Source organism: Microbacterium sp. Z6_144 (assembly GCF_057197625.1).
Window position 1 is genome coordinate 876,279 of sequence record NZ_JBXVPT010000001.1, and the last position, 20,836, is coordinate 897,114.

Annotated in this window: 25 protein-coding genes; 16 read left to right on the forward strand and 9 right to left on the reverse strand. The window is 72.1% G+C overall.

All coding sequences use genetic code 11. The features are described from left to right. Nucleotides 1–4: 4 nt before the first annotated feature. The 3 genes from AC2DGY_RS04265 (at nt 5) to AC2DGY_RS04275 (ending at nt 4,487) form a co-directional block, all read left to right on the forward strand. A complete protein-coding gene (locus AC2DGY_RS04265) occupies nt 5–973 on the forward strand; it encodes a carbohydrate ABC transporter permease (RefSeq protein WP_484508459.1) in 969 nt (322 codons plus the stop codon). Next, nucleotides 970–1,956, forward strand: a complete 987-nt coding sequence (locus AC2DGY_RS04270; RefSeq protein WP_484508460.1) for a carbohydrate ABC transporter permease — start codon at nt 970–972, stop codon at nt 1,954–1,956. Before AC2DGY_RS04265 ends, AC2DGY_RS04270 begins: the two co-directional genes overlap by 4 nt. A 65-nt stretch (nt 1,957–2,021) precedes the next feature. Beyond that, nucleotides 2,022–4,487, forward strand: a complete 2,466-nt coding sequence (locus AC2DGY_RS04275; RefSeq protein ID WP_484508461.1) for an HAD-IC family P-type ATPase — start codon at nt 2,022–2,024, stop codon at nt 4,485–4,487. On the opposite strand, the gene AC2DGY_RS04280 is transcribed toward AC2DGY_RS04275, so the two are convergent. From AC2DGY_RS04280 to AC2DGY_RS04290, 3 genes are read right to left on the reverse strand one after another with little or no spacing between them, the layout of a single operon-like run. Continuing rightward, nucleotides 4,488–4,895: a hypothetical protein gene (locus tag AC2DGY_RS04280; protein ID WP_484508462.1), complete on the reverse strand. Its 408-nt coding sequence runs from the start codon at nt 4,893–4,895 to the stop codon at nt 4,488–4,490. A gap of 43 nt (nt 4,896–4,938) precedes the next feature. Beyond that, entirely contained in the window at nt 4,939–5,613 is a 675-nt protein-coding gene (locus AC2DGY_RS04285; protein ID WP_484508463.1) for a DUF305 domain-containing protein, read from the reverse strand. A gap of 6 nt (nt 5,614–5,619) precedes the next feature. Continuing rightward, complete coding sequence (locus AC2DGY_RS04290; RefSeq protein WP_484508464.1) at nt 5,620–6,336, reverse strand: thioredoxin-like domain-containing protein; 717 nt, start codon at nt 6,334–6,336, stop codon at nt 5,620–5,622. Between the two features lie 223 nt (nt 6,337–6,559). Here AC2DGY_RS04290 and AC2DGY_RS04295 point away from each other — a divergent pair, with 223 nt between their 5' ends. Next, on the forward strand, nt 6,560–7,906 hold the full coding sequence (locus tag AC2DGY_RS04295) for a multidrug effflux MFS transporter (protein WP_484508465.1): 1,347 nt from the start codon (nt 6,560–6,562) through the stop codon (nt 7,904–7,906). Between the two features lie 18 nt (nt 7,907–7,924). On the opposite strand, the gene AC2DGY_RS04300 is transcribed toward AC2DGY_RS04295, so the two are convergent. Next, the gene (locus tag AC2DGY_RS04300; protein ID WP_484508466.1) at nt 7,925–8,419 is read right to left on the reverse strand and encodes a nitroreductase family deazaflavin-dependent oxidoreductase; all 495 of its coding nucleotides are present in this window, start codon (nt 8,417–8,419) and stop codon (nt 7,925–7,927) included. A 76-nt stretch (nt 8,420–8,495) separates the two neighbouring features. On the opposite strand from AC2DGY_RS04300, the gene AC2DGY_RS04305 reads away from it, so the two are divergent. Genes AC2DGY_RS04305 through AC2DGY_RS04320 form a run of 4 tightly spaced genes read left to right on the forward strand, consistent with a single transcriptional unit; the run spans nt 8,496 to nt 11,693 of the window. Then, complete coding sequence (locus tag AC2DGY_RS04305; RefSeq protein ID WP_484508467.1) at nt 8,496–9,188, forward strand: phosphatase PAP2 family protein; 693 nt, start codon at nt 8,496–8,498, stop codon at nt 9,186–9,188. A gap of 55 nt (nt 9,189–9,243) precedes the next feature. Then, on the forward strand, nt 9,244–10,773 hold the full coding sequence (locus tag AC2DGY_RS04310; RefSeq protein WP_484508468.1) for an SDR family oxidoreductase: 1,530 nt from the start codon (nt 9,244–9,246) through the stop codon (nt 10,771–10,773). A 9-nt stretch (nt 10,774–10,782) separates the two neighbouring features. Next, nucleotides 10,783–11,268: a MogA/MoaB family molybdenum cofactor biosynthesis protein gene (locus tag AC2DGY_RS04315; RefSeq protein ID WP_484508469.1), complete on the forward strand. Its 486-nt coding sequence runs from the start codon at nt 10,783–10,785 to the stop codon at nt 11,266–11,268. Further along, nucleotides 11,265–11,693 carry a molybdenum cofactor biosynthesis protein MoaE gene (locus AC2DGY_RS04320; protein ID WP_484508470.1) on the forward strand — a complete coding sequence of 143 codons (429 nt, stop codon included), beginning with the start codon at nt 11,265–11,267 and terminating at the stop codon, nt 11,691–11,693. Before AC2DGY_RS04315 ends, AC2DGY_RS04320 begins: the two co-directional genes overlap by 4 nt. A 10-nt stretch (nt 11,694–11,703) precedes the next feature. Here the strand turns inward: AC2DGY_RS04320 and AC2DGY_RS04325 are convergent, their stop codons facing one another. Genes AC2DGY_RS04325 through AC2DGY_RS04340 form a run of 4 tightly spaced genes read right to left on the reverse strand, consistent with a single transcriptional unit; the run spans nt 11,704 to nt 14,421 of the window. Continuing rightward, the gene (locus AC2DGY_RS04325; protein ID WP_484508471.1) at nt 11,704–11,937 is read right to left on the reverse strand and encodes a MoaD/ThiS family protein; all 234 of its coding nucleotides are present in this window, start codon (nt 11,935–11,937) and stop codon (nt 11,704–11,706) included. Further along, complete coding sequence (gene moaC, locus AC2DGY_RS04330) at nt 11,934–12,416, reverse strand: cyclic pyranopterin monophosphate synthase MoaC (protein ID WP_484508472.1); 483 nt, start codon at nt 12,414–12,416, stop codon at nt 11,934–11,936. The genes AC2DGY_RS04325 and moaC overlap by 4 nt, the downstream gene beginning before the upstream one ends. Then, nucleotides 12,413–13,645: a molybdopterin molybdotransferase MoeA gene (locus tag AC2DGY_RS04335; RefSeq protein WP_484508473.1), complete on the reverse strand. Its 1,233-nt coding sequence runs from the start codon at nt 13,643–13,645 to the stop codon at nt 12,413–12,415. The genes moaC and AC2DGY_RS04335 overlap by 4 nt, the downstream gene beginning before the upstream one ends. Then, on the reverse strand, nt 13,642–14,421 hold the full coding sequence (locus AC2DGY_RS04340) for a HesA/MoeB/ThiF family protein (protein WP_484508474.1): 780 nt from the start codon (nt 14,419–14,421) through the stop codon (nt 13,642–13,644). Before AC2DGY_RS04340 ends, AC2DGY_RS04335 begins: the two co-directional genes overlap by 4 nt. A gap of 81 nt (nt 14,422–14,502) precedes the next feature. Between AC2DGY_RS04340 and AC2DGY_RS04345 the strand changes: the two genes are divergently transcribed. Genes AC2DGY_RS04345 through AC2DGY_RS04365 form a run of 5 tightly spaced genes read left to right on the forward strand, consistent with a single transcriptional unit; the run spans nt 14,503 to nt 18,112 of the window. After that, nucleotides 14,503–14,895, forward strand: coding sequence for a TOBE domain-containing protein (locus AC2DGY_RS04345; protein WP_484508475.1), 393 nt, complete (start codon nt 14,503–14,505; stop codon nt 14,893–14,895). A gap of 7 nt (nt 14,896–14,902) precedes the next feature. After that, nucleotides 14,903–15,658: a molybdate ABC transporter substrate-binding protein gene (gene modA / locus AC2DGY_RS04350; protein WP_484508476.1), complete on the forward strand. Its 756-nt coding sequence runs from the start codon at nt 14,903–14,905 to the stop codon at nt 15,656–15,658. Further along, the gene (gene modB / locus AC2DGY_RS04355) at nt 15,655–16,440 is read left to right on the forward strand and encodes a molybdate ABC transporter permease subunit (protein WP_484508477.1); all 786 of its coding nucleotides are present in this window, start codon (nt 15,655–15,657) and stop codon (nt 16,438–16,440) included. Before modA ends, modB begins: the two co-directional genes overlap by 4 nt. Beyond that, nucleotides 16,437–17,519, forward strand: coding sequence for a sulfate/molybdate ABC transporter ATP-binding protein (locus tag AC2DGY_RS04360; protein ID WP_484508478.1), 1,083 nt, complete (start codon nt 16,437–16,439; stop codon nt 17,517–17,519). Before modB ends, AC2DGY_RS04360 begins: the two co-directional genes overlap by 4 nt. Further along, nucleotides 17,516–18,112: a GNAT family N-acetyltransferase gene (locus AC2DGY_RS04365; RefSeq protein ID WP_484508479.1), complete on the forward strand. Its 597-nt coding sequence runs from the start codon at nt 17,516–17,518 to the stop codon at nt 18,110–18,112. The genes AC2DGY_RS04360 and AC2DGY_RS04365 overlap by 4 nt, the downstream gene beginning before the upstream one ends. A gap of 7 nt (nt 18,113–18,119) precedes the next feature. Here AC2DGY_RS04365 and AC2DGY_RS04370 read toward each other — a convergent pair whose 3' ends face one another. Then, on the reverse strand, nt 18,120–18,656 hold the full coding sequence (locus tag AC2DGY_RS04370) for a GNAT family N-acetyltransferase (protein ID WP_484508480.1): 537 nt from the start codon (nt 18,654–18,656) through the stop codon (nt 18,120–18,122). A 154-nt stretch (nt 18,657–18,810) separates the two neighbouring features. On the opposite strand from AC2DGY_RS04370, the gene moaA reads away from it, so the two are divergent. The 3 genes from moaA to AC2DGY_RS04385 all read left to right on the forward strand — a co-directional run bounded on the left by moaA (nt 18,811) and on the right by AC2DGY_RS04385 (nt 20,823). Then, nucleotides 18,811–19,869, forward strand: a complete 1,059-nt coding sequence (moaA, locus tag AC2DGY_RS04375) for a GTP 3',8-cyclase MoaA (protein ID WP_484508481.1) — start codon at nt 18,811–18,813, stop codon at nt 19,867–19,869. A gap of 64 nt (nt 19,870–19,933) precedes the next feature. Then, a complete protein-coding gene (locus AC2DGY_RS04380; RefSeq protein WP_484508482.1) occupies nt 19,934–20,497 on the forward strand; it encodes a PadR family transcriptional regulator in 564 nt (187 codons plus the stop codon). 89 nt (nt 20,498–20,586) lie between these two features. After that, nucleotides 20,587–20,823 (forward strand): hypothetical protein, encoded by a 237-nt coding sequence (locus tag AC2DGY_RS04385; RefSeq protein ID WP_484508483.1) that lies wholly within the window; start codon nt 20,587–20,589, stop codon nt 20,821–20,823. Nucleotides 20,824–20,836 lie beyond the last annotated feature (13 nt).

Sequence of the window (20,836 nt, forward strand, 5' to 3'; positions counted from 1 at the left end):
AACGATGACAACCGCTGATCTCCTCGGGAAGATCCTTCAGGTGGTGCTCGGCCTCGTGGTCTTCGCCGCCATCGTGGGGATCATCGTCCTCCTCATGGGCCGCGCCCCGCGGCGGGGACGCAACGCGTGGCAGCTGCTGTGGTTCCTCCTGCCGGCGCTCCTCCTGCTGGCGGTGGGGCTCGTATGGCCCGCGATCCGGACCACCCTCCTGGCGTTCCAGGACAACAGCGGCAACTTCAGCTGGAACAACTTCGCGTGGATGTTCACGCAGCCCGCGGCCATCCGCACGCTCATCAACACCGTCATCTGGGTGGTCCTGGTGCCCACCTTCGCCACGGCTCTGGGACTCGCGTACGCGGTCTTCATCGACAAGTCGCGTGGCGAGAAGATCTACAAGGCCCTGGTGTTCATGCCGATGGCGATCTCGTTCGTCGGAGCCGGCATCATCTGGCGCTTCGTCTACGAATACCGCTCGGCGGGCAGGGAGCAGATCGGGCTGCTCAACGCCTTCGCCGTGGCCTTCGGCGGGGAGCCGGTGCAGTGGCTGCAGACCGATCCCATCAACACCGTCCTGCTCATCGTCGTGATGATCTGGATCCAGACCGGGTTCGCGATGGTCGTGCTCAGCGCCGCGATCAAGGGCATCCCGACCGAGCAGATCGAGGCCGCGCAGCTGGACGGCACCAACGCGTGGCAGCGGTTCTTGAACGTCACCGTCCCGGGAATCCGGGGATCGCTCGTGGTGGTGCTCACGACCATCTCCATCGCGACCCTGAAGGTCTTCGACATCGTCCGCACGATGACCGGCGGCAACTTCAACACCAGCGTCGTGGCGAACGAGATGTACGTGCAGGCGTTCCGCGCGAGCGAAGTGGGCCGCGGCTCGGCGCTGGCCGTCATCCTCTTCGTGCTCGTCCTTCCCATCGTCATCTACAACGTGAACGTGCTTCGCAAGCAGAGGGAGATCCGATGAGCAGTAGTGTCGCCCCCGTCGACCTCCCCATCCCCGACGGCGGGAAGGATGAGTACCGGATCGCCATCGCCGGCACGGCGACGTCGCGGACCAAGCGGCGACTGACCTCCCGCGGCGCCACGGTGGCCGCGCTCATCATCGCGATCCTGTGGACGATCCCCACGTTCGGGCTGTTCGTCTCGTCCTTCCGCCCGGCCGAGCTCATCCAGGAGACCGGCTGGTGGACGATCTTCCAGAACCCCGGTTTCACGCTCGACAACTACCGCGACGTCCTGCTGTCGCCGTCGCAGTCCTCGCCCCAGCTGGGCGCGTACTTCGTGAACTCCCTCGCGATCGCCATTCCGGCGACCATCTTCCCGCTCGTGTTCGCGTCGATGGCCGCCTACGCCTTCGCGTGGATGAGGTTCCGCTTCTCCAACGGGCTGTTCATCTTCATCTTCGCGCTGCAGATCGTTCCCATCCAGATGGCGCTGGTCCCGCTCCTGCAGACGTTCTCGGTATGGCTGCGGCCGGGACAGCAGTGGCTGCACGACGTCATCCCGTTCATCCCGGAGCAGAACTATCTGCCGCTGTGGATCGCCCACACGATCTTCGCCCTGCCTCTGACGATCTTCCTGCTGCACAACTTCATCTCCGAGATCCCCGGGGACGTCATCGAGGCCGCGCGGGTGGACGGCGCGAGCCACACCCAGATCTTCTTCCGCGTCGTGATCCCGCTGGCAACGCCCGCGATCGCATCGGTGGCTATCTTCCAGTTCCTCTGGGTGTGGAACGACCTCCTGGTCGCCCTCATCTTCTCGGGCGGAACGCAGGACGTCGCCCCGCTCACCCAGCGGCTGGCCGAGATGGTGGGCTCCCGCGGGCAGGACTGGCAGCGGCTGACCGCCGGCGCGTTCGTCTCGCTCATCGTGCCGCTGATCGTGTTCTTCTCCCTCCAGCGCTACTTCGTGCGCGGCCTGCTGGCCGGCAGCACCAAGGGGTGACCGCGGGGCGAAGCGGTCCCGGAGCCGCCGTACCGGTGCCTCCGGCAGCGGCGTAGCCTGAGCCCATGGATGCCGCCCCCGCTCCTGGCGTCGCGGCGGAGCAGTCGGGGCAGGCGGAGCCGGCGGAGCCGGGGCTCGATGCCGCCGCCGTGGCCGAACGCACAGCGGCCGGCAAGACGAACGCGTTCATCCCCGACACCAGTCGCAGCGTCTGGAACATCGTCCGGGCCAACGTGTTCACGCTGTTCAACGGCATCATCTTCGGATGCTTCTTCGTCCTGCTCCTGGTGGGGCGGTGGCAGGACGCGCTGTTCGGGGCCATCGCCCTGTCCAACTCGGTCATCGGCTGCGTGCAGGAGTTCCGCGCGAAGGCGGCGCTGGACCGCCTGGCCCTCCTCAACGCCCCCCGCGCGCGCATCCGCCGGGACGGCGCGGAGGGAGAGATCTCGCCCGCCGCGGTCGTCCTCGACGACCTCCTCGTGCTGCGCCCCGGCGACCAGGTGCCCGCCGACGCCGTCGTGACGGTCACCCGCTCCCTGCAGATCGACGAGTCCCTGCTCACCGGGGAGTCCGATCCCGTCGACAAGCGCACCGGCGATCAGGCGCTGTCGGGTTCGGTGGTGGTCGCCGGTGACGGCCTGGCCCGCGTCACACGCGTGGGCGCCGACTCGTACGCCAACCGGTTCGCCGGAGAGGCCAAGCGGTTCTCGCTCGTCAGATCCGAAGTGCGCACGTCGGTGAACCGGGTGCTCATGTGGATGGGATGGATCATCGGGCCCGTCGGGCTGCTCGTGCTCAATGCGCAGATGGTGGTCGCCGGCGGGTGGGGCGCGGCGTGGCGGAGCGGGAGGTGGGTGGACGCCGTGGTGAGCACGGTCGCAGCCATCACCGCGATGATCCCGCTGGGGCTGGTCCTGATGACCTCGATCGCCTTCGCCGTCGGCGCGGCCCGGCTCGCCCGGCAGCAGGTGCTCGTGAACGAACTGCCCGCCGTGGAAGGGCTCGCCCGCGTGGATGTGGTGTGCCTGGACAAGACCGGAACCCTGACCGCGGGCGACATCGCCTTCGACGCGCTCCACGCGCTGGCCGACGCTCCGGCCGGGGTCGAGGACACCCTCGCGTGGTACGGCGCCGCCCCGGATGCCAACGCGACCGCGCGGGGCCTGCGCGAGCCGTTCCCGGTCACCCGGCCGAGTCATCCGGTCGGCGAGATCCCCTTCTCCTCTGCCCGGAAGTGGAGTGCGGTGTCATTCCGCGGCGAGGCGGAGGGGACCTGGGTGCTCGGAGCACCGGAGATCGTCCTCGGGGCCGAGGCCGGTGAGGGCGGCACGGAGACCGGACGCGTGGTCACGGAGACCCGACGCGTGGTCGCGAGGCTCGCCGACAGCGGCCTGCGCACCGTGGCGCTGGCCCATTCCACCCACGCGCTCACCGCGGCCGACGTCGCCGCCCAGCGGCTGCCGACCGGTCTCCGCCCGGCGGCGGTGGTCACCTTCCGCGAGCGGATCCGACCGGATGCTGCTCGTACTGTGGCCTATTTCGGCGTGCAGGGCGTCGGGATCCGCGTGATCTCCGGTGACAATCCCCGCACCGTGGCCGCCGTCGCCCGCGAGGTGGGGATGGATGTCGGCGAGGGGTACGACGCCCGGCTGCTCCCCGACGACGACAGCGAGCTCGCCGACGTCCTGGAGCGCACCACCGTCTTCGGGCGGGTCACCCCCGAGCAGAAGAAGCGGATGGTGCTCGCGCTGCAGTCGCGCGGTCACACGGTCGCGATGACGGGGGACGGCGTGAACGACGCCCTCGCGATCAAGGCTGCGGATCTCGGCATCGCGATGAGTTCGGGCGCCGCCGCGACCAAGGCCGTCGCCCGCATCGTGCTGCTGGACGGCCGCTTCTCCCACCTGCCCGACGTCGTGGCCGAAGGCCGCCGGGTGATCGCCAACATCGAACGGGTGTCGATGCTGTTCTTCACCAAGACGGCGTATGCGACCGCCCTGGCGGTGCTGTTCGGCGTGCTGGTGCTCCCCTTCCCGTTCCTGCCGCGCCAGCTGGCGATCACGGACGGCCTCACCATCGGCATCCCGGCGTTCTTCCTCGCGCTGCTGCCCAACGCGCGCCGATACGTGCCCGGATTGCTCAGGCGCTCGCTGTCGTTCGCCGTGCCCGCGGGTCTGGCCATCGCGATCGGGCTCCTGGTGTACGCCCTGCGCGCCGAGGAGGTCGGGCTGGGCGACGCACAGGTGCGCACCGGGGCGACGATCATCCTCGCCGTCGTGGGGATCTGGGTGCTCGCGGTGCTCTCGCGTCCGATCACGCCGGTCACCGCCGCCGTGGTCGGGGCCATGTTCCTGGCTCTCCTGAGCCTATTCACCGTCCCGCAATCGACGGAGTTCTTCCAGTTGGTCGACACGGGGGAGTCCGGCGCCTGGCTGGTCACGGTCACGACGGTGGCAACCGTGCTCGCGATCGAGGTCGTGCGGTTCTTCCACCGCCGCTTCCTCGCGCGGACGCTGCCCGCCGCCGCGTGATCAGGGAGCCGGGCGCCCGAAGGCGCGCGAGCCGGGCGGCACCCACACGGCGATCGCCACGAGGACCTGCACGATCCCCTGCGCGATGATCGCCGTGTCCCACGGGTCGGTGGCGATCCAGGCCATCGCGTTCAGCACCCCGAGCACCCCCAGATACGCCGTGCTGAGGACGCGCGAGAGCCGGCTGCCGCGGGCGAGACCGGATGCGACGGCGAGGAGGAGCAGCCCGGTCAGGATGATGCCGGAGCCGAGGAGGGAGACCGGCAGGACGTCCTCGGCGGCGACGCGATAGCGGCTGAGGAGCACGAGGATGCCGACGACGACGTTCCCGACGGCGCTCGCGTAGACCAGCACCACCGCGACCCACAGGACGACGGGGCGACGACGCGGACTCGGGGCTGCCGTCACGCGACCACTGTAACCGGCGGAGACGCGGCGCCCCCGAGTGTCGTTACGCGGTGCAGCCCAGGCGCGCGGAGATGGACTCCATCGCGCCGATCTCGCCGCTCTGTGCCGCGATCATCCCCTCGGCCACGGTGTCCACGCGCGGGTCGGAACCGAGTTCCACGACGGCCTCCGCCATCGGGATCGCTCCGCGGTGGTGGCGGATCATCAGGTCGAGGAAGAGGCAGTCCGCGGTTGTCCCGTCGGCTGCCCGCAACTGCTCGAGCTCGGCGGACGTGGCCAAGCCCATCTCCGCTTCGAGCTCTTCCTGCGTCGCCGCCGCCGCGTCGTGCCCGTGCTCGGACGACTCCGCCATCCACGCCATGAGCGGGCCGCCGGACTGGGGGAGGCCCCACTGCACCAGCCACCCGTACATCTCACCGCGCTGTCCGGCCTGGGCCGTTGCGATGTCGTACGAGAGCACGCGCAGCTCCGGATCGTCCGTCTTGCGGTGGATCTCCATCGCCATCTCGACGGCCTGTGCGTGGTGCACCTGCATGTCGCGCGCGAACCCGGCCTCCGCCGACGAGGTGGAGGGATGCACCGGCGCTGCCGTGGCACCGAAGGCGGTGAAGCGGCCGATCGCGAAGGCCACCGCCGCCACGGCGACGACGGCCACCAGCACGACGATCCACGGCGCCGCCCGGCGGGCGGGCGCCGGAGCGCCGGTGCCTGCGGTCATCGCCGGTCAGGACCGGCCGGGGCCGTCGATGGCGCCGGAGCAGCTCGCGTTGGGCTCGGGGACGTCCTGGCTGCGCCAGTACTCCTCGAAGAACTCCGGAATGCGCTCGTCCGACGCCTCCTCCAGGGTGAGCTGGTGGTTCCAGGAGCTGAGCACGATCGGGGAGTCCAGCCCCTCGTACGGGGAGAGGATGACGTAGGTGGAGGGGAGGTGCGACTCCAGGGTCGCCAGCTCGTCGCCGGAGAGTGCCGCAGGGTCGTAGGTCACCCACACCGCGCCGTGCTCCATCGAGTGGACCGCGTTCTCGTTGACCTGGGGCTCCGTGTAGATCCCGCAGTTCAGCCACGCCGAGCTGTGCGGACCGCCGGCCGGGGGCGACTGGGCGTAGTCGACCGTGCCCTCCACGTGCGTGGTCTCGTTCTCGAAGGTCTCGACACCCTCGATCTCGATGCCCTGGCTGTCCAGCGCGCCGTAGGTCGGGGCACCGCGGGGGGCGAAGACGAAGGAGGCCACGACGAGCGCGATGATCGCGAGGGCGGCGGTGGATCCGACCACCCACCACACGATCTTGCCGCGGCGTCGCCGGGCGAGCTGACGCTGGTACTCCGCGAGCTTCTCCTGGCGCTTCTGCTCGCGCTGCTGCTTGACGGTCTGGTTGAGCTGGGACTGGGTGGCCGGGTTGCCGCTCGCGCGGCGGTCGGACGGGCGTGACGAAGGGGTCATGTGCGGCGTGTTCGGGTTCCGGTCGTGAGCGAAGGCACGTCGGCACGGTGCCGACCGCCCCAGCCTATTCGTGCGCATGGTCATATGGCTGGGAAGGTCCCACACACGGTCCGTCGCCCCCGGTATCATGGATGCGTTCCGAATCGATTCGGGCGCCGCTCTCCCCCCTCCAGAAACCCGTGCCCCGGCCGGGTTTTTTCGCTCACGCTCGAACGAAGGCTCCGTGCTCGACACCGCATCGAACCCGATCATCCCGCCCACCGGCCCTCAGCCCACGTCCCGCCCTGCGACGACCGGCGCGATCCGAACGCTGGGGAAGAACCCGGCGACGGCGCCCATCATGCTGCATCCGGGCGACTCGCTGTCCACCGGCCGCCGCGTGGTCTACATCATCCTGCTCGGTGCGCTGACGGCCCTCGGGCCGTTCACCATCGACCTGTACCTGCCGGCGTTCCCCGCACTGGAGAGCGACTTCCGCACCTCCGCCGCGGCGATCCAGCTCACCCTCACCGGCACCATGATCGGCTTCGCGATCGGCCAGCTGATCGTCGGCCCCCTCAGCGACAAGGTCGGCCGGCGCCTGCCGCTGCTCGTGGTGACGGGCATCCACGTCCTCGCGAGCACCGCCGCGGCGCTCGCGCCCACGCTCGAGCTGCTGTCGGTCACCCGCGTGCTCATGGGAGCGGGGGCTGCCGCCGGTGGCGTGGTGGCCGCGGCCATCGTCCGCGACCTCTTCGGCGGACGCCGGCTGGTCGTCATGCTGTCGCGTCTGGCGCTGGTCTCCGGCGTCGCTCCGGTCCTGGCGCCGCTCGTGGGTTCGGCGCTGCTGCTGGTGGTGTCCTGGCGCGGCATCTTCGTCGTCCTCGCCGCGTACGGTGCGGTCATGCTCGTCTCGGCGATCTTCCTGCTCCCCGAGACCCTCCCGCGCGAACGCCGTGCCGAGCAGGCCACGACGACGATCGGCGCCCGTTATCGCAGCGTCCTCACCGACCGGGTGTTCCTCGGCGTTCTCGTCATCGGGGGCATGTCCTTCAGCGGCCTGTTCTCCTACCTGTCCTCCTCGTCGTTCCTGTTCCAGGGGGAGTACGGCCTCGACCCGCAGCAGTACGGGTTGCTCTTCGCGGCCAACTCCGTCGGCGTGGCGCTGGGGGTGCAGACCGCCTCGCGACTGGCCACGCGCTTCGGCCCCCAGTGGGTCATGGCGTGGTCGACCGCCACGCTTCTGGTGGCCAGCATCGCCATCATCGTGACCGACCAGCTGGGCCTGGGGATGTGGGGCACGATCGTGCCGCTGTTCGTCTTCATGACGGCCTGCGGTTTCACCTTCCCGTGCGTGCAGGTGCTGGCACTGGACCGCCATGGCAAGGCGGCAGGCACCGCGCAGTCCATCATCGGGGCCTCGAACTTCGGTGTCGCGGGCATCATCTCCCCGCTCGTGGGCTGGCTCGCCGGTGCCGCCGGCATCACGGCGACCACGATGGCGTCCGTGATGGTCGGTTGCGCCGTCGTCGGTGTGCTGGGCCTGTGGCTTCTGGTGCGGCCGCGAACCGTCGGTCTCCTCGCTCCCTGACCCGGTCGACGCCGGCGATCAGCCGGCGCGGCGGACGGGCTGAAGGCGGAACAACCGCACCACCCGCCCGGATGCCTGCTCGTACCGGCGGTACCCCGGCCACTGGCGCTCGATGCGCGCCCACACGGCGTCACGCTCGTCGTCGCCGATGAGCGTGGCACGCACGGGCATGCGCCGACCGCGCACCGTGATCTCCGCATCGGGGTGCGCGAGAAGATTGGTGGTCCAGGCCGGATGGCGGGAGCCGGCGAAGTTCGAGCCGGCCACGATCGCACGGCCCTGTCCGTCGGGGCAGTACATCAGGGGCACATCGCGGGGTTCGCCGGAGTGGGCGCCGACCGTGTGCAGCACGAGCGAGGGCACGAGCAGGGCACTGATCTGCACGCGGCCGTCCGTGGCCCGGGCGATCGCCCGTTCCACCGGCGGCAGCACGCGGGGCCCGAGCCGGCGGAACAGCCGCGTCCGGGTCAGGGGGGCGACGGCGCGGCGGACGACGTCGACGACGGAGGTCATGCGCCATTCTCGCGCGGTCGGTTCGGCGGGGCGCAACCCCCGGACGGGATCTCCCACGTCCGGGCAGACTGGCCCGATGGATGATGCAAGGGCGCTGCCGTGGCGCCGGGAGGCCCTCGTCGGCGCAGTGCTGCTGCTGCTGGCGTGCGGACTCGGGGCGTGGGTGTTCGCGCGGGGCAACGACCCCTTCCCCGTGGACGCCTGGTGGAACACCCTCCTGGCCGACTCGGCCGGTAACGAGGTGCTCTTCACCTTCTCCCTGGTGATGAACCGGCTGGGAGGCAGTTGGGTCGCGATCTACGTCGTTCCGATCGCCGGGGCGCTCGCGCTCATCCTGATCCGGCGGCCGTGGGCGGCGGCGTACTTCCTCACCGCATCGATCCTCAGCGCCGCCGCGGTCCAGCTGCTCAAGCGCAGCTTCGGGCGCGCGAGACCCGAAGACATCCTCATCACCAGCGACTACGGGTCGTTCCCGTCGGGCCACAGCGCGAACGCCGCCACGATCGCCGTGGTGGCCGCCGTACTGTTCGCGCGGGCATGGGTCGTGGTCGTGGGGGTCGCGTGGGTCGTGCTCATGGCCTTCAGCCGCACGTACCTGCACGCCCACTGGCTGAGCGACACGCTGGGCGGCGCGCTCGCGGGGGCGGGGGTGGCGTTGCTGGTGGCGGCGGCGTTCTCGGCGCTGCTGGCCCGCGACCCCGGATACGCCGGTGTCTCACGGAGGCGGACCCTTCCCGTGCCCGAAGCGCAGGAGTCCCCGCCGGCGTGAGCGCACGCGCCGTCAAGCCCTGGGCGGACCACCGGGCGGTGCCTACCGTCGGAGGGTGAGCGAACTGACCACCCCCACCGGGCGGGAGCCGGCGCTGCGGGCGATGCCCCGGCCGGACGGCTCCGCCCCGCGCGCGCTCGTCTTCGGCGCGACCGGGTATCTCGGTGGGCGGCTGGTGCCGCGGTTGCTGGCCGCCGGGTATCGCGTGCGGGTTCTCGTCCGCTCGCCCGAGCGCGTGCGGGCCTTCTCGTGGGGCGAGGACGTGGAGGTCGTCCGCGGGGATGCCACCGACGCCGTCGCCGTCGCCGACGCCGTGGGCGACGTCGATGTGCTCTACTACCTCGTCCACTCGATGTCGGCGGGGAAGGACTTCGAAGGCTCCGACCGGCTCGCGGCGCAGACGGTGGCGGATGCGGCCGCGGCGGCCGCGGTGCGGCGCATCGTGTACCTCGGCGGCCTGCATCCGGTCGACGTCCCCCTGTCGCCGCATCTGCGGTCGCGCGTGGAGGTGGGGCGGATACTCCTCGGCAGCGGCGTGCCCACGCTCGTGCTGCAGGCGGGAATCGTGATCGGCTCGGGGTCGGCGTCGTTCGAGATGGTGCGCCACCTCACCGAGGTGCTGCCGTACATGCCCGCGCCGCGGTGGGTGCGCAACCGGATCCAGCCGATCGCGGTCCGCGACGTCCTGCACTACCTGCTGGGGGCGGCCCGCGTGGACGGCACGGTCAACCGCGCCGTGGACATCGGCGGCCCCGACGTGCTGCGGTACGGACAGGCTATGAACGGATACGCGGTGGAAGCGGGCCTCCCGCAGCGGGGGATCGCCGCCCTCCCGGTACTCACGCCGCGGCTGGCCTCCCACTGGGTGAACCTGGTGACGCCGATCCCGCGATCCATCGCGCGACCCCTGGTGGAGTCGCTCCAGAACGACTGCATCGTCAAGGACGGGGATGTCGGCGCGCTCATCCCGCCCCCGGCCGCGGGGCTGACCCCGTATCGGGAGGCCGTGCGACTGGCCCTCGGGCGCGTGCGGGCGGACGACGTGGAGACGAGCTGGTTGGATGCCGAACTCTCGGGCGTGCCGAGCGATGCGCTGCCGAGTGACCCGGAGTGGGCGGGGAAGACCGTGTTCACCGATGCGCGGACGGCGCGCACCACCGCGTCGGCGGAGCAGCTGTGGGCGGTGGTGGAAGGCATCGGCGGCGCGAACGGCTGGTACTCCTCGCCGCTGCTGTGGGCGGTGCGCGGATGGATGGACCGGCTCGTGGGCGGGGTGGGACTGGCCCGGGGGCGCCGGAGCCGCCATCGCGTCACGGTCGGGGACGCCCTGGATTTCTGGCGGGTCGAGGCGCTGGAGCCCGGCCGGCTGCTGCGGCTCCGAGCGGAGATGAAGGTCCCGGGGCTCGCCTGGCTCGAGCTGCGCGTGACGCCGGACGGTCGCGGCGCCCGCTACGACCAGCGGGCGGTGTTCTTCCCGCGGGGCCTGGGCGGGCGACTGTACTGGATCGCCGTGCTGCCGTTTCACGGGTTCGTCTTCCGCGGCATGGCGAACCGCATCACCGCCGCCGCTGCGCGAGCCTCCTAGGCTGGGCGGATGCAGCGCATCGCCCGGGTGATCACCGTGTCCGACCGCTCCGCCGCGGGAGTACGGGAGGATCGCAGCGGACCCCGCGCGGTGGGGATGCTGCGCGACGCGGGCTGGGACTGCGCCGATGCCGAGATCGTCCCGGACGGCGCGGACAGCGTCGAGGAGGCGCTCCGCCGTGCGGTCGGCGAACGACCCGTGCTCGTCGTGACCACCGGGGGGACAGGCGCCGGCCCCCGGGACGCGACCCCGGAGGGGACGGCCCGCGTCATCACCCGCGCCCTCCCGGGCGTCGTAGAGGAGCTCCGCCGGGCGGGCCTGGCCGACACCCCGCTCGCCCTCGTCTCCCGCGGCATCGCGGGAGTGGTCGATCCGCAGGGGGCGTTCGTCGTGAACCTTCCCGGATCCTCGCGGGCGGTGTCGGCGGGCATCCCGATCGTGCTGTCCGTCGCCGCCCACGTGCTCGACCAGCTCGCCGGAGGGGATCACGCATGAGCGCCGTGCGGATCGCGGAGATCGCCGCTGACCCCATCGACGTCGCCGCGCACCTGGCCGCCGTGGAGGATCCGGCGCTCGGTGCCATGACGGTCTTCGTCGGACGTGTGCGCGACTCCGACCCCGACGCGGCGGGCATCGTGGTCGCGCTGGAGTACAGCGCGCACCCGGACGCTCCCGCGACCCTCCGGAATCTGGCCGAGCGGGCCGCCGAGGAAACCGACGCCGTGGTGGCCGTCAGCCACCGGGTCGGCTGGCTGGACGTGGGTGACGCGGCCGTCGTGATCGCCGTGGCATCCGGGCACCGTGCCGCGGCGTTCGAGGTGTGCCGCGCCCTGATCGAGGCGATCAAGGTCGAGCTCCCGGTCTGGAAGCGCCAGACCGAAGCGGATGGCACGACCGCGTGGAAGGGCCTCGGCGGCTGACGTCGCCCGCTCAGCCGCCGGCGAAGGGCGGCAGGACGTCGACCTGCGCGCCGTCGGCCAACGGCGTGTCCGCGTCGGTGCGCACTCCGTCGACGAGGATCGCGCAGCGGGGGAGGATCTCGGCGAGGTCGGGATGCTCCGCCACAACCGCGGCGCGAAGAGCGGAGAGGGTGGGCTCCGTGCGGTCTTCCCCATCGCTGCCGGCGGCGTCGGCGGCGGCGGCGAAGTAGCGGACGCGGGTCATGCCGGCGCCTCGCCCGGGCGTGTCCAGTCGCCCGAGCGGCCGCCGGATTTCGCCACGATGCGGACGTCGTCGATGACGGCGCCGCGATCGAGGCCCTTGATCATGTCGACGATCGCGAGGGCGGCCACCGACACCGCTGTCAGGGCCTCCATCTCCACCCCGGTCCGGTCGGCCGTCCCCACGGTCGCTTCGATCGCGACCCCCTCGGCGGTGATGTCGAGATCGACCGAAGCGCGGTGAACGCCGATGACGTGGGCGAGGGGCAGCAGCGACGATGCGGACTTCGCCCCCTGGATGCCGGCGATCCGGGCCACGGCCAGGACGTCGCCCTTCGGCGCCGTGCCGTCCAGGAGCGCTGCGACGACCTCGCGAGAGCAGCGGACGAACCCCCGGGCCGTGGCCGTGCGGACCGTCGGCTGCTTCGCGGTGACGTCGACCATGTGCGCCTGCCCGGCGGCGTCGAGGTGGGGGAAGCTCATCCCACCAGCATGACATCCACGACGTCGCCCGGAGCGACCGCGTCGGTCTCCGCCGGCACGATCGCGAACGCGTGCGCCCGGGCGAGCCCCCCGGCCAGGTGCGATCCGGAGCCGCCGGCGGTGGCCGGCCGCACCGTACGGGCGGCGAGATCGACCGCCGCCGGCAGGTATTGCCTCCGGTGCGGGGGCGTCCGCCATCCCTCGATTGCCGTGAACGGGGCGCGTGGGCGCTGCAGCGACTCCCTGCCCTGCATGCTCAGGAGTGCGGGACGGACGAACACCTCGAACGACACCGCGACGCTCACCGGGTTGCCGGGAAGACCGAAGACGAGGCATCCCGACGGCAGGACCCCGAACGCCTGCGGCTTGCCGGGCTGCATCGCGACCCCGACGAACTCGACGTCGCCGCCGCCCTCGAACGCGCCACGCACGGGCTCGTAGGCTCCCGCGCTGACCCCGCCGGTGAACACGATGACATCCGCGTCGGCGGCTTCGGCCTCGGCCGTGACGCGCGCGACGGCGGCGGGGTCATCGATGACGCGGGCGATGTGGACGACCTCGGCGTCGGTCTCGCTGACGAGGGCCTGCAGGAGCGGCCCGTTCGAGTCGGGGATCCGGCCCCGCGAAGGGACTTCTCCCGGCGCGGTCAGTTCGCTCCCCGTGGAGACCACCGCCACGCGAGGGGCGCGGGTGACGGACACCTCCGCCACCCCGGCGGCCACGGCAGCGGCGATCTGGAAGGCGCCGAGCCGCAGACCGGAGCCGAGGACCACGTCGCCTGCCCTCAGGTCGCCGCCGCGCCGTCGGATGAATGCGCCGGGGCGGGGCGACCGGGTCACCCCGATCGTGCCGAGCGAGTCGGCCAGACCTCCCGCGGTGTCCTCGAACGGCACGATCGCGTCGGCATCGGAGGGCACCGGAGAACCGGTCATGATCCGCGCGGCCTCGCCGGCGCCGAGCGCGGGGTCGGCCGCCGTGCCGGCCGGAAGGTCGGCCACCACGCGGAGCCGGGTGGGATGCTCCGCCGAGGCGTGTTCAACGTCGCCGGAGCGCACCGCGAAGCCGTCCATCGCGGAGTTGTCGAACAGCGGGATGTCGTGGGTGGCCCGCGCGGGGGCCGCGAGGGTGCGGCCGGCGGCAGCCGTCACGCCGAGCATCTCCGCGGGAAGCGGACGGGTGGCCGCGAGCACGCGGGCCAGCTGATCCTCGACGCTGCGGAGGGTGCTCACGCGACCGCCTCGGTGGATGCTGCCCGCAGCGGCACCTCGGCGATCCGACCGCGGAGCGCATCCACCGTCAGCATCCGTCCGAGAAGCGGCTCACCCGCTCCCGTCACGATCTTGACGACCTCGGTTGCGAGCATGCCGCCGATCTGCATGCACAGCGCCCCGAGGACGCCGACCTGCTCGCACGTGGGGGGCTCGCCCTCGGTTCCCTCGGGGAACAGGTGTGCCAGGCGCACCGCCGGCGACCCGACCGGGGGTCGTGACCAGAACACCGTGACCTGTCCGTGCCACTCCTGCACCGCGCCCCACACCAGCGGCACGCCCAATTCGTCGGTGGCGGCGGCGACCGCGCGACGTGTCGCGAAGGTGTCGCTGCCGTCGACGACCACGTCGGCGCCGCTGAGGAGGGCGACGGCGTTGTCCGCGGTCAGCCGTTCGGTCACGGCGATGACGCGCGTGAACGGGGCGAGGTCCGCGGCCGCCCGCACGGCGGAGGCGGTTTTGGGGGCGCCCACATCGCTGACCCGGTGCAGGATCTGGCGTTGCAGGTTCGTCAGCTCGACGACGTCGTCGTCGATGACGACGAGTTCCCCGATTCCGGCCGCGGCGAGGGCGAGGAGAGCGGGCGAGCCCAGCCCGCCGGCGCCGATGACGGCGACGCGCGATGCCGCCAGCCGGCGCTGGCCCTCTTCCCCGATCCCGGTGAGCACCGCGTGCCGGGCCGTGCGGATGAGTTCGGTCGGGGGGAGGACGTCGAGCGGTTCCACCAGCGGCTGCATCCCCTCAGGGTACGCCGCACGCGGATCGGCGTCTGCGGCAATAAACCTGGATTTTCTCCGCAGCTGCGGTAGATTTGCGCGATGACCACGTTCCGAATCGCCCAGGCCGCGCGCCTGCTCGGCGTGAGCGACGACACCGTGCGGCGGTGGATCGACGCGGGACAGCTCGAGGTCACGGGAGCCGTGCCCGCGGAGATCCCGGGAGAGGCGCTCGCCGCCCGCGCGGTGGAGCTCGCCGGCGCGATGGCGGACCCGGCCGACATGCTCTCCAGCGCCCGCAACCGATTCGTCGGCATCGTCACCCGCATCCTCGTCGACGGGGTGATGGCGCAGGTGGACCTGCAGAGCGGCCCCCACCGGGTCGTGTCACTGATGTCGGCGGAGGCCGTACAGGATCTCCGGCTGGAGGTCGGCTCGCTCGCGGTCGCCTCGATCAAGGCGACGAACGTCGTCGTCGAGACCCCGAGGCCGTGACGTGCGGATGCCCCGGCGTCCATTCCTCGCTGCGGTCCCGATCGCGGCGCTTCTCGCCGTCACCGCCTGCGGCCCGACGACAGCAGCCACGCCCGGCGACGGCCGGCCCGGCGGCACACTCACTCTCTACGCCGCCGCCTCCCTCGCCGGCGCCTTCGATCGGATCGCCGAGCGGTTCGGCGACGAGCACCCCGCCGTGGAGATCATCCCCGTCTACGACGGATCGAGCACCCTGGCGACGCAGATCGGCGAGGGAGCTCCCGCCGACGTATTCGCATCGGCGGACGAGGTGACGATGCGCCGGGCCGCTCCGGAGGCCGAACCGGTCGTCTTCGCCACCAACACCCTCGTCATCGCCGTACCCGCCGACAACCCGGCGGGCATCTCCTCGCTCACCGACCTGCCGGGAGCAACGGTCGTCCTCTGCGCTTCCGAGGTGCCCTGCGGCGCCGCATCCAGCGCACTCCTCGAGCGCGCCGGCGTCCGGGTGACTCCGGCCAGCGTCGAGCAGAGCGTCACCGCGGTGCTCACCAAGGTCGCCGCCGGCGACGCGGATGCCGGACTGGTCTACGCCACGGACGTGCGCGGGATCGACACGGTACGCGCGATCGTGCCCGACCAGGCCGCCGAGGTGGTGAACCGGTATCCCATCGCGGTGCTTCCGGAGGCGCGCAATCCGGAGGCCGCGGAGGCCTTCGTCGCCTTCGTCCGATCGGGCGAGGGCCGGCGGATCCTCACCGAGTCCGGGTTCGGTGCGCCGTGAGCCGGACCTCCCCGGGATTCGTTCCCCGCTGGCTGGCGATTCCGGCCGTGGTCGGCCTGGCGTTCCTCCTCCTTCCGCTCGTGGCGCTCGTGGCCCGTGTGCAGTGGAGCACCCTGTGGGTCGACGTCACGTCGCCCGCCGCGCTGGCGGCACTCCGCCTCTCCCTGCAGACCGCCCTGTCCGCCACCGCGCTGTGCATCCTCGCGGGCGTGCCGCTGGCTCTCCTGATCGCTCGATCGAGCCCCCGGACGGCGGCGGCGCTTCGTGCCGTCGTGACCGTGCCGCTCGTCCTCCCGCCCATGGTGGGCGGCGTCGCGCTGTTGTACCTGTTCGGCCGGAACGGATGGCTGGGGGCGAGCGGCCTGCCCTTCACCACCGCCGCCGTGGTGCTGGCGCAGACCTTCGTCGCCCTGCCCTTCCTCGTCCTCGCGGTCGAGGGGGCGCTGCGGACCACCGGTGTGGAGTTCGAGCGCACCGCCGCCGCTCTGGGCGCGGGACGCTGGGTGATCCTCCGCCGTGTGACGCTGCCGTTGGCAGCCCCCGGCATCGTGGCGGGGGTCGTGCTGTGCTTCGCCCGCGCGATCGGGGAGTTCGGGGCGACCGCCCTGTTCGCGGGGAACGCCCCCGGCATCACGCGGACGATGCCGCTGGCGATCTACACGGCCTTCAACGGCGCCGGAGTGACCCAGGGCACGGCCGTCGCCCTGTCCCTTCTGCTGCTGGCGACGGCGATCGCTATCCTTCTGCTCGTGCGCGGGTGGCGCCCGGGGGCTGCGCGGTGACGGACCTCTCCGCGCGCGTGGTCGTCCACCGGTCGCGGATCACGGTGGACGTGGAGCTCGAGGTCGCATCCGGGGACACGGTGGCCGTCATGGGGCCGAGCGGCGCCGGAAAATCGACGCTCCTCGGCGCTCTGGCGGGCCTGGTGCCGCTGGATGAGGGCGAGGTGCGTGCGGGCGAGCGAGTTCTCGAGCGGACGCGGGCACCGCGCATCCGGACGGCACCCATGCAGCGGGGCGTCGTGCTGCTGGGCCAGGACCCGCGGTTGTTCCCGCACCTGACCGCTCGGGAGAACGTGGCCTTCGGGCCGAGGGCGGCGGGAGTGCCCCGACAACGCGCCCGCGCCGATGCCGACGCATGGCTCGCCCGGGTCGGGTTGCCCGCGGCGGGGGAGCGGCGCCCCGACCGGCTGTCGGGGGGAGAACAGCAGCGGGTCGCGGTCGCGCGCGCTCTCGCCGCCTCGCCCCGCGCGGTGCTCCTGGACGAGCCTCTCGTCGCGCTCGACCCGGAGACCGCCGCCGACATCCGGTCCATGCTGCGGGAGCAGCTGACCGCGACGACCGTCGTGGCGGTCACCCACGACGCCGTCGACGCGGCAGCGCTCGCCGACCGCCTGGTGGTGCTCGAGGACGGCCGGGTGACCCAGTCCGGCGACGTCCGCCGTGTGCTCTCGGCCCCGGCGACGGGGTTCGTCGCCGCGATCGCCGGGCTCAACCGCGCCGAGGGTGTCGCCGTCGACGGCCACTGGGAACGTGACGGCGTGCGGCTGGGGTCGGCGGATGCGGCGTCCCGCGCGCTCGCCCGCCACGGGCATCGGGCGCTCGCCGCGGTCTTCCGGCCCGCCGCCGTGCGGGTCGGCCCCGGTGACCGGGCCGGCGCGGGCACGACACGGCCGAACGCGTGGGCCTCATCGGTGACACGGATGGAACCCACGCCCGGCGGTGTCCGCCTCCACGCCGGATGGTGCGTCATCGACCTCGACCCGGCCGGTGCGATCGGGCTCGCTCCCGGTTCGCCCGTGACGCTGTCTGTGGACCCCGCCGACGTCCGCTTCATCCCCGTGGATAGGCTCGGAGGATGATCACGATCCGCGGGTTCCGGGGCGGCGATGAGGCGGCGCTCGCCGACATCTGCCTGCGGACGGGGGATGCCGGCAGCGACGCCACCGGGGTGCTGGAGGACGACGCCCTGTGGGGCGAGATCTTCGTCCTGCCCTATGTCGCCCGGCACCCGGAATTCGCCTTCGTCCTGGAATCCGACGCCGGGCGTGTCGTGGGATACGTCGTCGCCACGCCGGACACGCGCGCGTTCGAGGAGTGGTTCCGCGACCGCTGGTGGCCGCGGTTCGCCCAGCGCTGGCCCTATCCCGAGACCGAGCGGACGCGGCAGGACGGCCTCGTGCGCTACGCCTACGGCCGCGCCCCGGGGGCCGAACCGTACGGCGATGCGTACCCGGCTCACCTCCACATCGACCTGCTCCCCGAGGCGCAGGGTCAGGGGTGGGGGCGCCGGCTGATCGATACGGAGGTCGATGCGCTGCGTGCGGCCGGCGTGCCGGGGGTGCACCTGGTGGCGTCGGCCGACAACCTCGGAGCGCTGGCCTTCTACGACCGGCTCGGATTCCGGCGGTTGGCGCCGGCCGAGGGCGGGCAGGCGTTCGCCCTCGATCTCTGAGAGGTGCTCACCCGAGCGTGCGGACGCGGCGACGTTCTCGGAGCACGTACGCGGGGCCGAACGCGGTCGCGGGGCGTGCGTCGTCTCGCGCGGCACCGTCCTCCCGCCAGCCGTGCGCCTCGTAGAAGCGGGCAGCGCGGTCGTTCCCGTCGAGAACCCACAGGAACGCCGACGTGAACCCGGCCTCGCGGAGCCACCCCTCGGCCGCCTCGATCAGGGCGTGACCGAGCCCGCGGGACCAGTGGCCGGGAACGACGTAGATCGCGTAGAGCTCGCCCCAGTCGGCCAGATCCGCAATCCGGGACGGGCCCACTCTCGCCCATCCGACGACGTCGTCGCCGATAGCGGCCAGCAGATCCACCGCCCCGTCACGGTGGTCGAGCCGCCACCGGTCGGCGCGGACGAGACCCTCCCGCTCGGCGTCCATCCCCGCCAGGACGCTGTCCGGAATGAGCCCGCGGTAGGCGGCCAGCCACGACTGAACCCGCACGCGCGCGATGACCGCCGCATCCGCCCGTCGTGCCCTCCGCACCGTCACACCCATGACCGGAACCCTGCCATACGGCGGAGTTGATCACGCGGTACCTCCGCTTTTCCGTCCCGTGGCGGAACTCTCTCGCCGTCGAAGCATCGGCATCCGTGCCGTTGGTCGGCAATAGCGCCTAGCCTCGGTACATGCGGCGATCGGCGGCGGGTGGATGAGCGCGGTCCCAGTGGTCGTGCGCCTGCGGGGTTCGCATCCGGCTGCCCAGCCGGATGGGCTCATCGACGCGCACGGACGGGTGCACCGCGACCTGCGCATCTCCCTCACCGATCGCTGCTCGCTGCGCTGCACGTACTGCATGCCCGAGCAGGGCAACGAGTGGCTGGCGCGATCGAGCATCCTCACGGCCGACGAGATCGTCGAGGTGGCCACCGTGGCGGCGCGGCTCGGGGTCAGCACCTTCCGCCTCACCGGGGGTGAGCCGCTCCTGCGCGCCGACATCGTCGACGTCGTACGACGCATCGCCGCCATTCCCGGGGCCTCCGGGCCGGTCGAAGTCGCCATGACGACGAACGGGATCCGCCTTCCCGAACTCCTCCCCGATCTCGTCGAGGCAGGCCTCGGCCGGCTGAACATCAGCATCGACACCATCCGCCGCGACCGCTTCGCCGCCCTCACCCGCCGAGACCGCCTCGACGACGTGCTCGCGGGGATCGCTGCGGCGGCGGCCTCGCCGCTGCGTCCGCTCAAGCTCAACGCCGTCGCCATGCGCGGCGTCAACGACGACGAACTCGTCGACCTCGTGCAGTTCGCCGTGGATGCCGGCGCCGAGATGCGCTTCATCGAGCAGATGCCTCTGGACGCCGGACACACGTGGGACCGGACCACGATGGTCACCCGCGAGGAGATCCTCGCGGCACTCGCCGGGCGGTGGCACCTGGAACCCGTCCCCGGGCGGGGTGGTGCGCCGGCGGAGACGTGGCTGCTGGACGGCGGGCCTCACCGGGTCGGTGTGATCGCGTCGGTGACCGCGCCGTTCTGCGGCGCGTGCGACCGCCTGCGCCTGACCGCCGACGGTCAGCTGCGCAACTGCCTCTTCTCGATCGCGGAGTACGACCTGCTGCCGGCGCTGCGGGATGCGACCCCCGGCGCGCGTGAGGCCGGTATCGCCGACATGCTGCGCTCGTGCGTGCACGGCAAGCTCCCGGGGCATGCGATCGATGACCCGGGGTTCCTGCAGCCTCCGCGGGGGATGAACGCCATCGGGGGATGAGTCGAGCGCCGCACGGGCTTTCCTATACTCGGTAGACACATACTCGATATTCCAGGGGGGTCGCATGTCGGTGCGTCGCGGGCTGCTGGCGATCCTCGATCAGGACGCGTGTTACGGCTACCAGCTGCGCGCCGAGTATGCGCGGCGCACGGGCGCCGCGCTCAACGTCGGCCAGATCTACACGACCCTCGACCGGCTGGAGCGGGACGGCCTCGTAGAGAAGCGGGGCACCGACGAGCGCGGTCACACGTACTGGGGCATCACGCCGGCCGGGCGGGATGACACCCAGCGGTGGTTCGCCGAGGCAGAGGCTCCGGCCGCACGGGATGAGCGGGCGTTCAAGCTCGCGCTGGCGGCGACCCTGCCCGGCGTGGATGCGGCCGGGCTGGTCGCAGCCGAGCGGCGCGCGGCCGTCGACCGGCTGAACGCGATCGAGGAGGACGCGTCGGAGGAGGTCGCCGTCGCGATCCTCCGGGAGGCCGAGCGTTCCCGCGTCGCCGCGGAGATCGCGTGGCTCGATGCCGTCGCCCCGCTCGTGGCCGGAGTCGACGGGGATCGGGTGTTCACGCTGTCATCCGACCGCCCGCGCCGGGGTCGCCCCGCGCGGAGCGACACCGCCGAGCGATAGGACTATCTCTCGCAACGCTTACCGTCAACCCCGCGCGCGATCGTCGAAGCCGGCGCCACCCTGGATGCAGGAGCGAAAGGGGCCCGGCAATGGTGATGGAAGCACGTCACGTCGAGTCCACTCCGCTGGCAGCACCCCAGCCGTGGACGCGCATCGATCTCGACCTCTACGAGATCACGTGGGACGGGAACGTCGCGGGGTACGTCGAGGTGGTCGGGCACGTGTTCGTCGCCCTGTCGGGGCCCCGTTATGACCGCGCCGTCGAAGTGTGCCAAGCGCTGAGCTTCCCCGACGCGGTCCAGGCGCTCCGCCGCGCGCTCCTCTGATCCCGGCGGTGCC

Coding starts and splice junctions, on each gene's coding strand:
- AC2DGY_RS04370 (WP_484508480.1), bottom strand. CDS start 18,656: ATGGGTGTGACGGTGCGGAGGGCACGACGGGCGGATGCGGCGGTCATC.
- AC2DGY_RS04315 (WP_484508469.1), top strand. CDS start 10,783: ATGCAGCGCATCGCCCGGGTGATCACCGTGTCCGACCGCTCCGCCGCG.
- AC2DGY_RS04265 (WP_484508459.1), top strand. CDS start 5: ATGACAACCGCTGATCTCCTCGGGAAGATCCTTCAGGTGGTGCTCGGC.
- modA (WP_484508476.1), top strand. CDS start 14,903: ATGCCCCGGCGTCCATTCCTCGCTGCGGTCCCGATCGCGGCGCTTCTC.
- AC2DGY_RS04305 (WP_484508467.1), top strand. CDS start 8,496: ATGGATGATGCAAGGGCGCTGCCGTGGCGCCGGGAGGCCCTCGTCGGC.
- moaA (WP_484508481.1), top strand. CDS start 18,811: ATGAGCGCGGTCCCAGTGGTCGTGCGCCTGCGGGGTTCGCATCCGGCT.
- AC2DGY_RS04270 (WP_484508460.1), top strand. CDS start 970: ATGAGCAGTAGTGTCGCCCCCGTCGACCTCCCCATCCCCGACGGCGGG.
- AC2DGY_RS04275 (WP_484508461.1), top strand. CDS start 2,022: ATGGATGCCGCCCCCGCTCCTGGCGTCGCGGCGGAGCAGTCGGGGCAG.
- AC2DGY_RS04365 (WP_484508479.1), top strand. CDS start 17,516: ATGATCACGATCCGCGGGTTCCGGGGCGGCGATGAGGCGGCGCTCGCC.
- AC2DGY_RS04380 (WP_484508482.1), top strand. CDS start 19,934: ATGTCGGTGCGTCGCGGGCTGCTGGCGATCCTCGATCAGGACGCGTGT.
- AC2DGY_RS04285 (WP_484508463.1), bottom strand. CDS start 5,613: ATGACCGCAGGCACCGGCGCTCCGGCGCCCGCCCGCCGGGCGGCGCCG.
- AC2DGY_RS04345 (WP_484508475.1), top strand. CDS start 14,503: ATGACCACGTTCCGAATCGCCCAGGCCGCGCGCCTGCTCGGCGTGAGC.
- AC2DGY_RS04320 (WP_484508470.1), top strand. CDS start 11,265: ATGAGCGCCGTGCGGATCGCGGAGATCGCCGCTGACCCCATCGACGTC.
- AC2DGY_RS04385 (WP_484508483.1), top strand. CDS start 20,587: ATGGTGATGGAAGCACGTCACGTCGAGTCCACTCCGCTGGCAGCACCC.
- moaC (WP_484508472.1), bottom strand. CDS start 12,416: ATGAGCTTCCCCCACCTCGACGCCGCCGGGCAGGCGCACATGGTCGAC.
- AC2DGY_RS04300 (WP_484508466.1), bottom strand. CDS start 8,419: ATGACCTCCGTCGTCGACGTCGTCCGCCGCGCCGTCGCCCCCCTGACC.
- AC2DGY_RS04290 (WP_484508464.1), bottom strand. CDS start 6,336: ATGACCCCTTCGTCACGCCCGTCCGACCGCCGCGCGAGCGGCAACCCG.
- AC2DGY_RS04340 (WP_484508474.1), bottom strand. CDS start 14,421: ATGCAGCCGCTGGTGGAACCGCTCGACGTCCTCCCCCCGACCGAACTC.
- AC2DGY_RS04325 (WP_484508471.1), bottom strand. CDS start 11,937: ATGACCCGCGTCCGCTACTTCGCCGCCGCCGCCGACGCCGCCGGCAGC.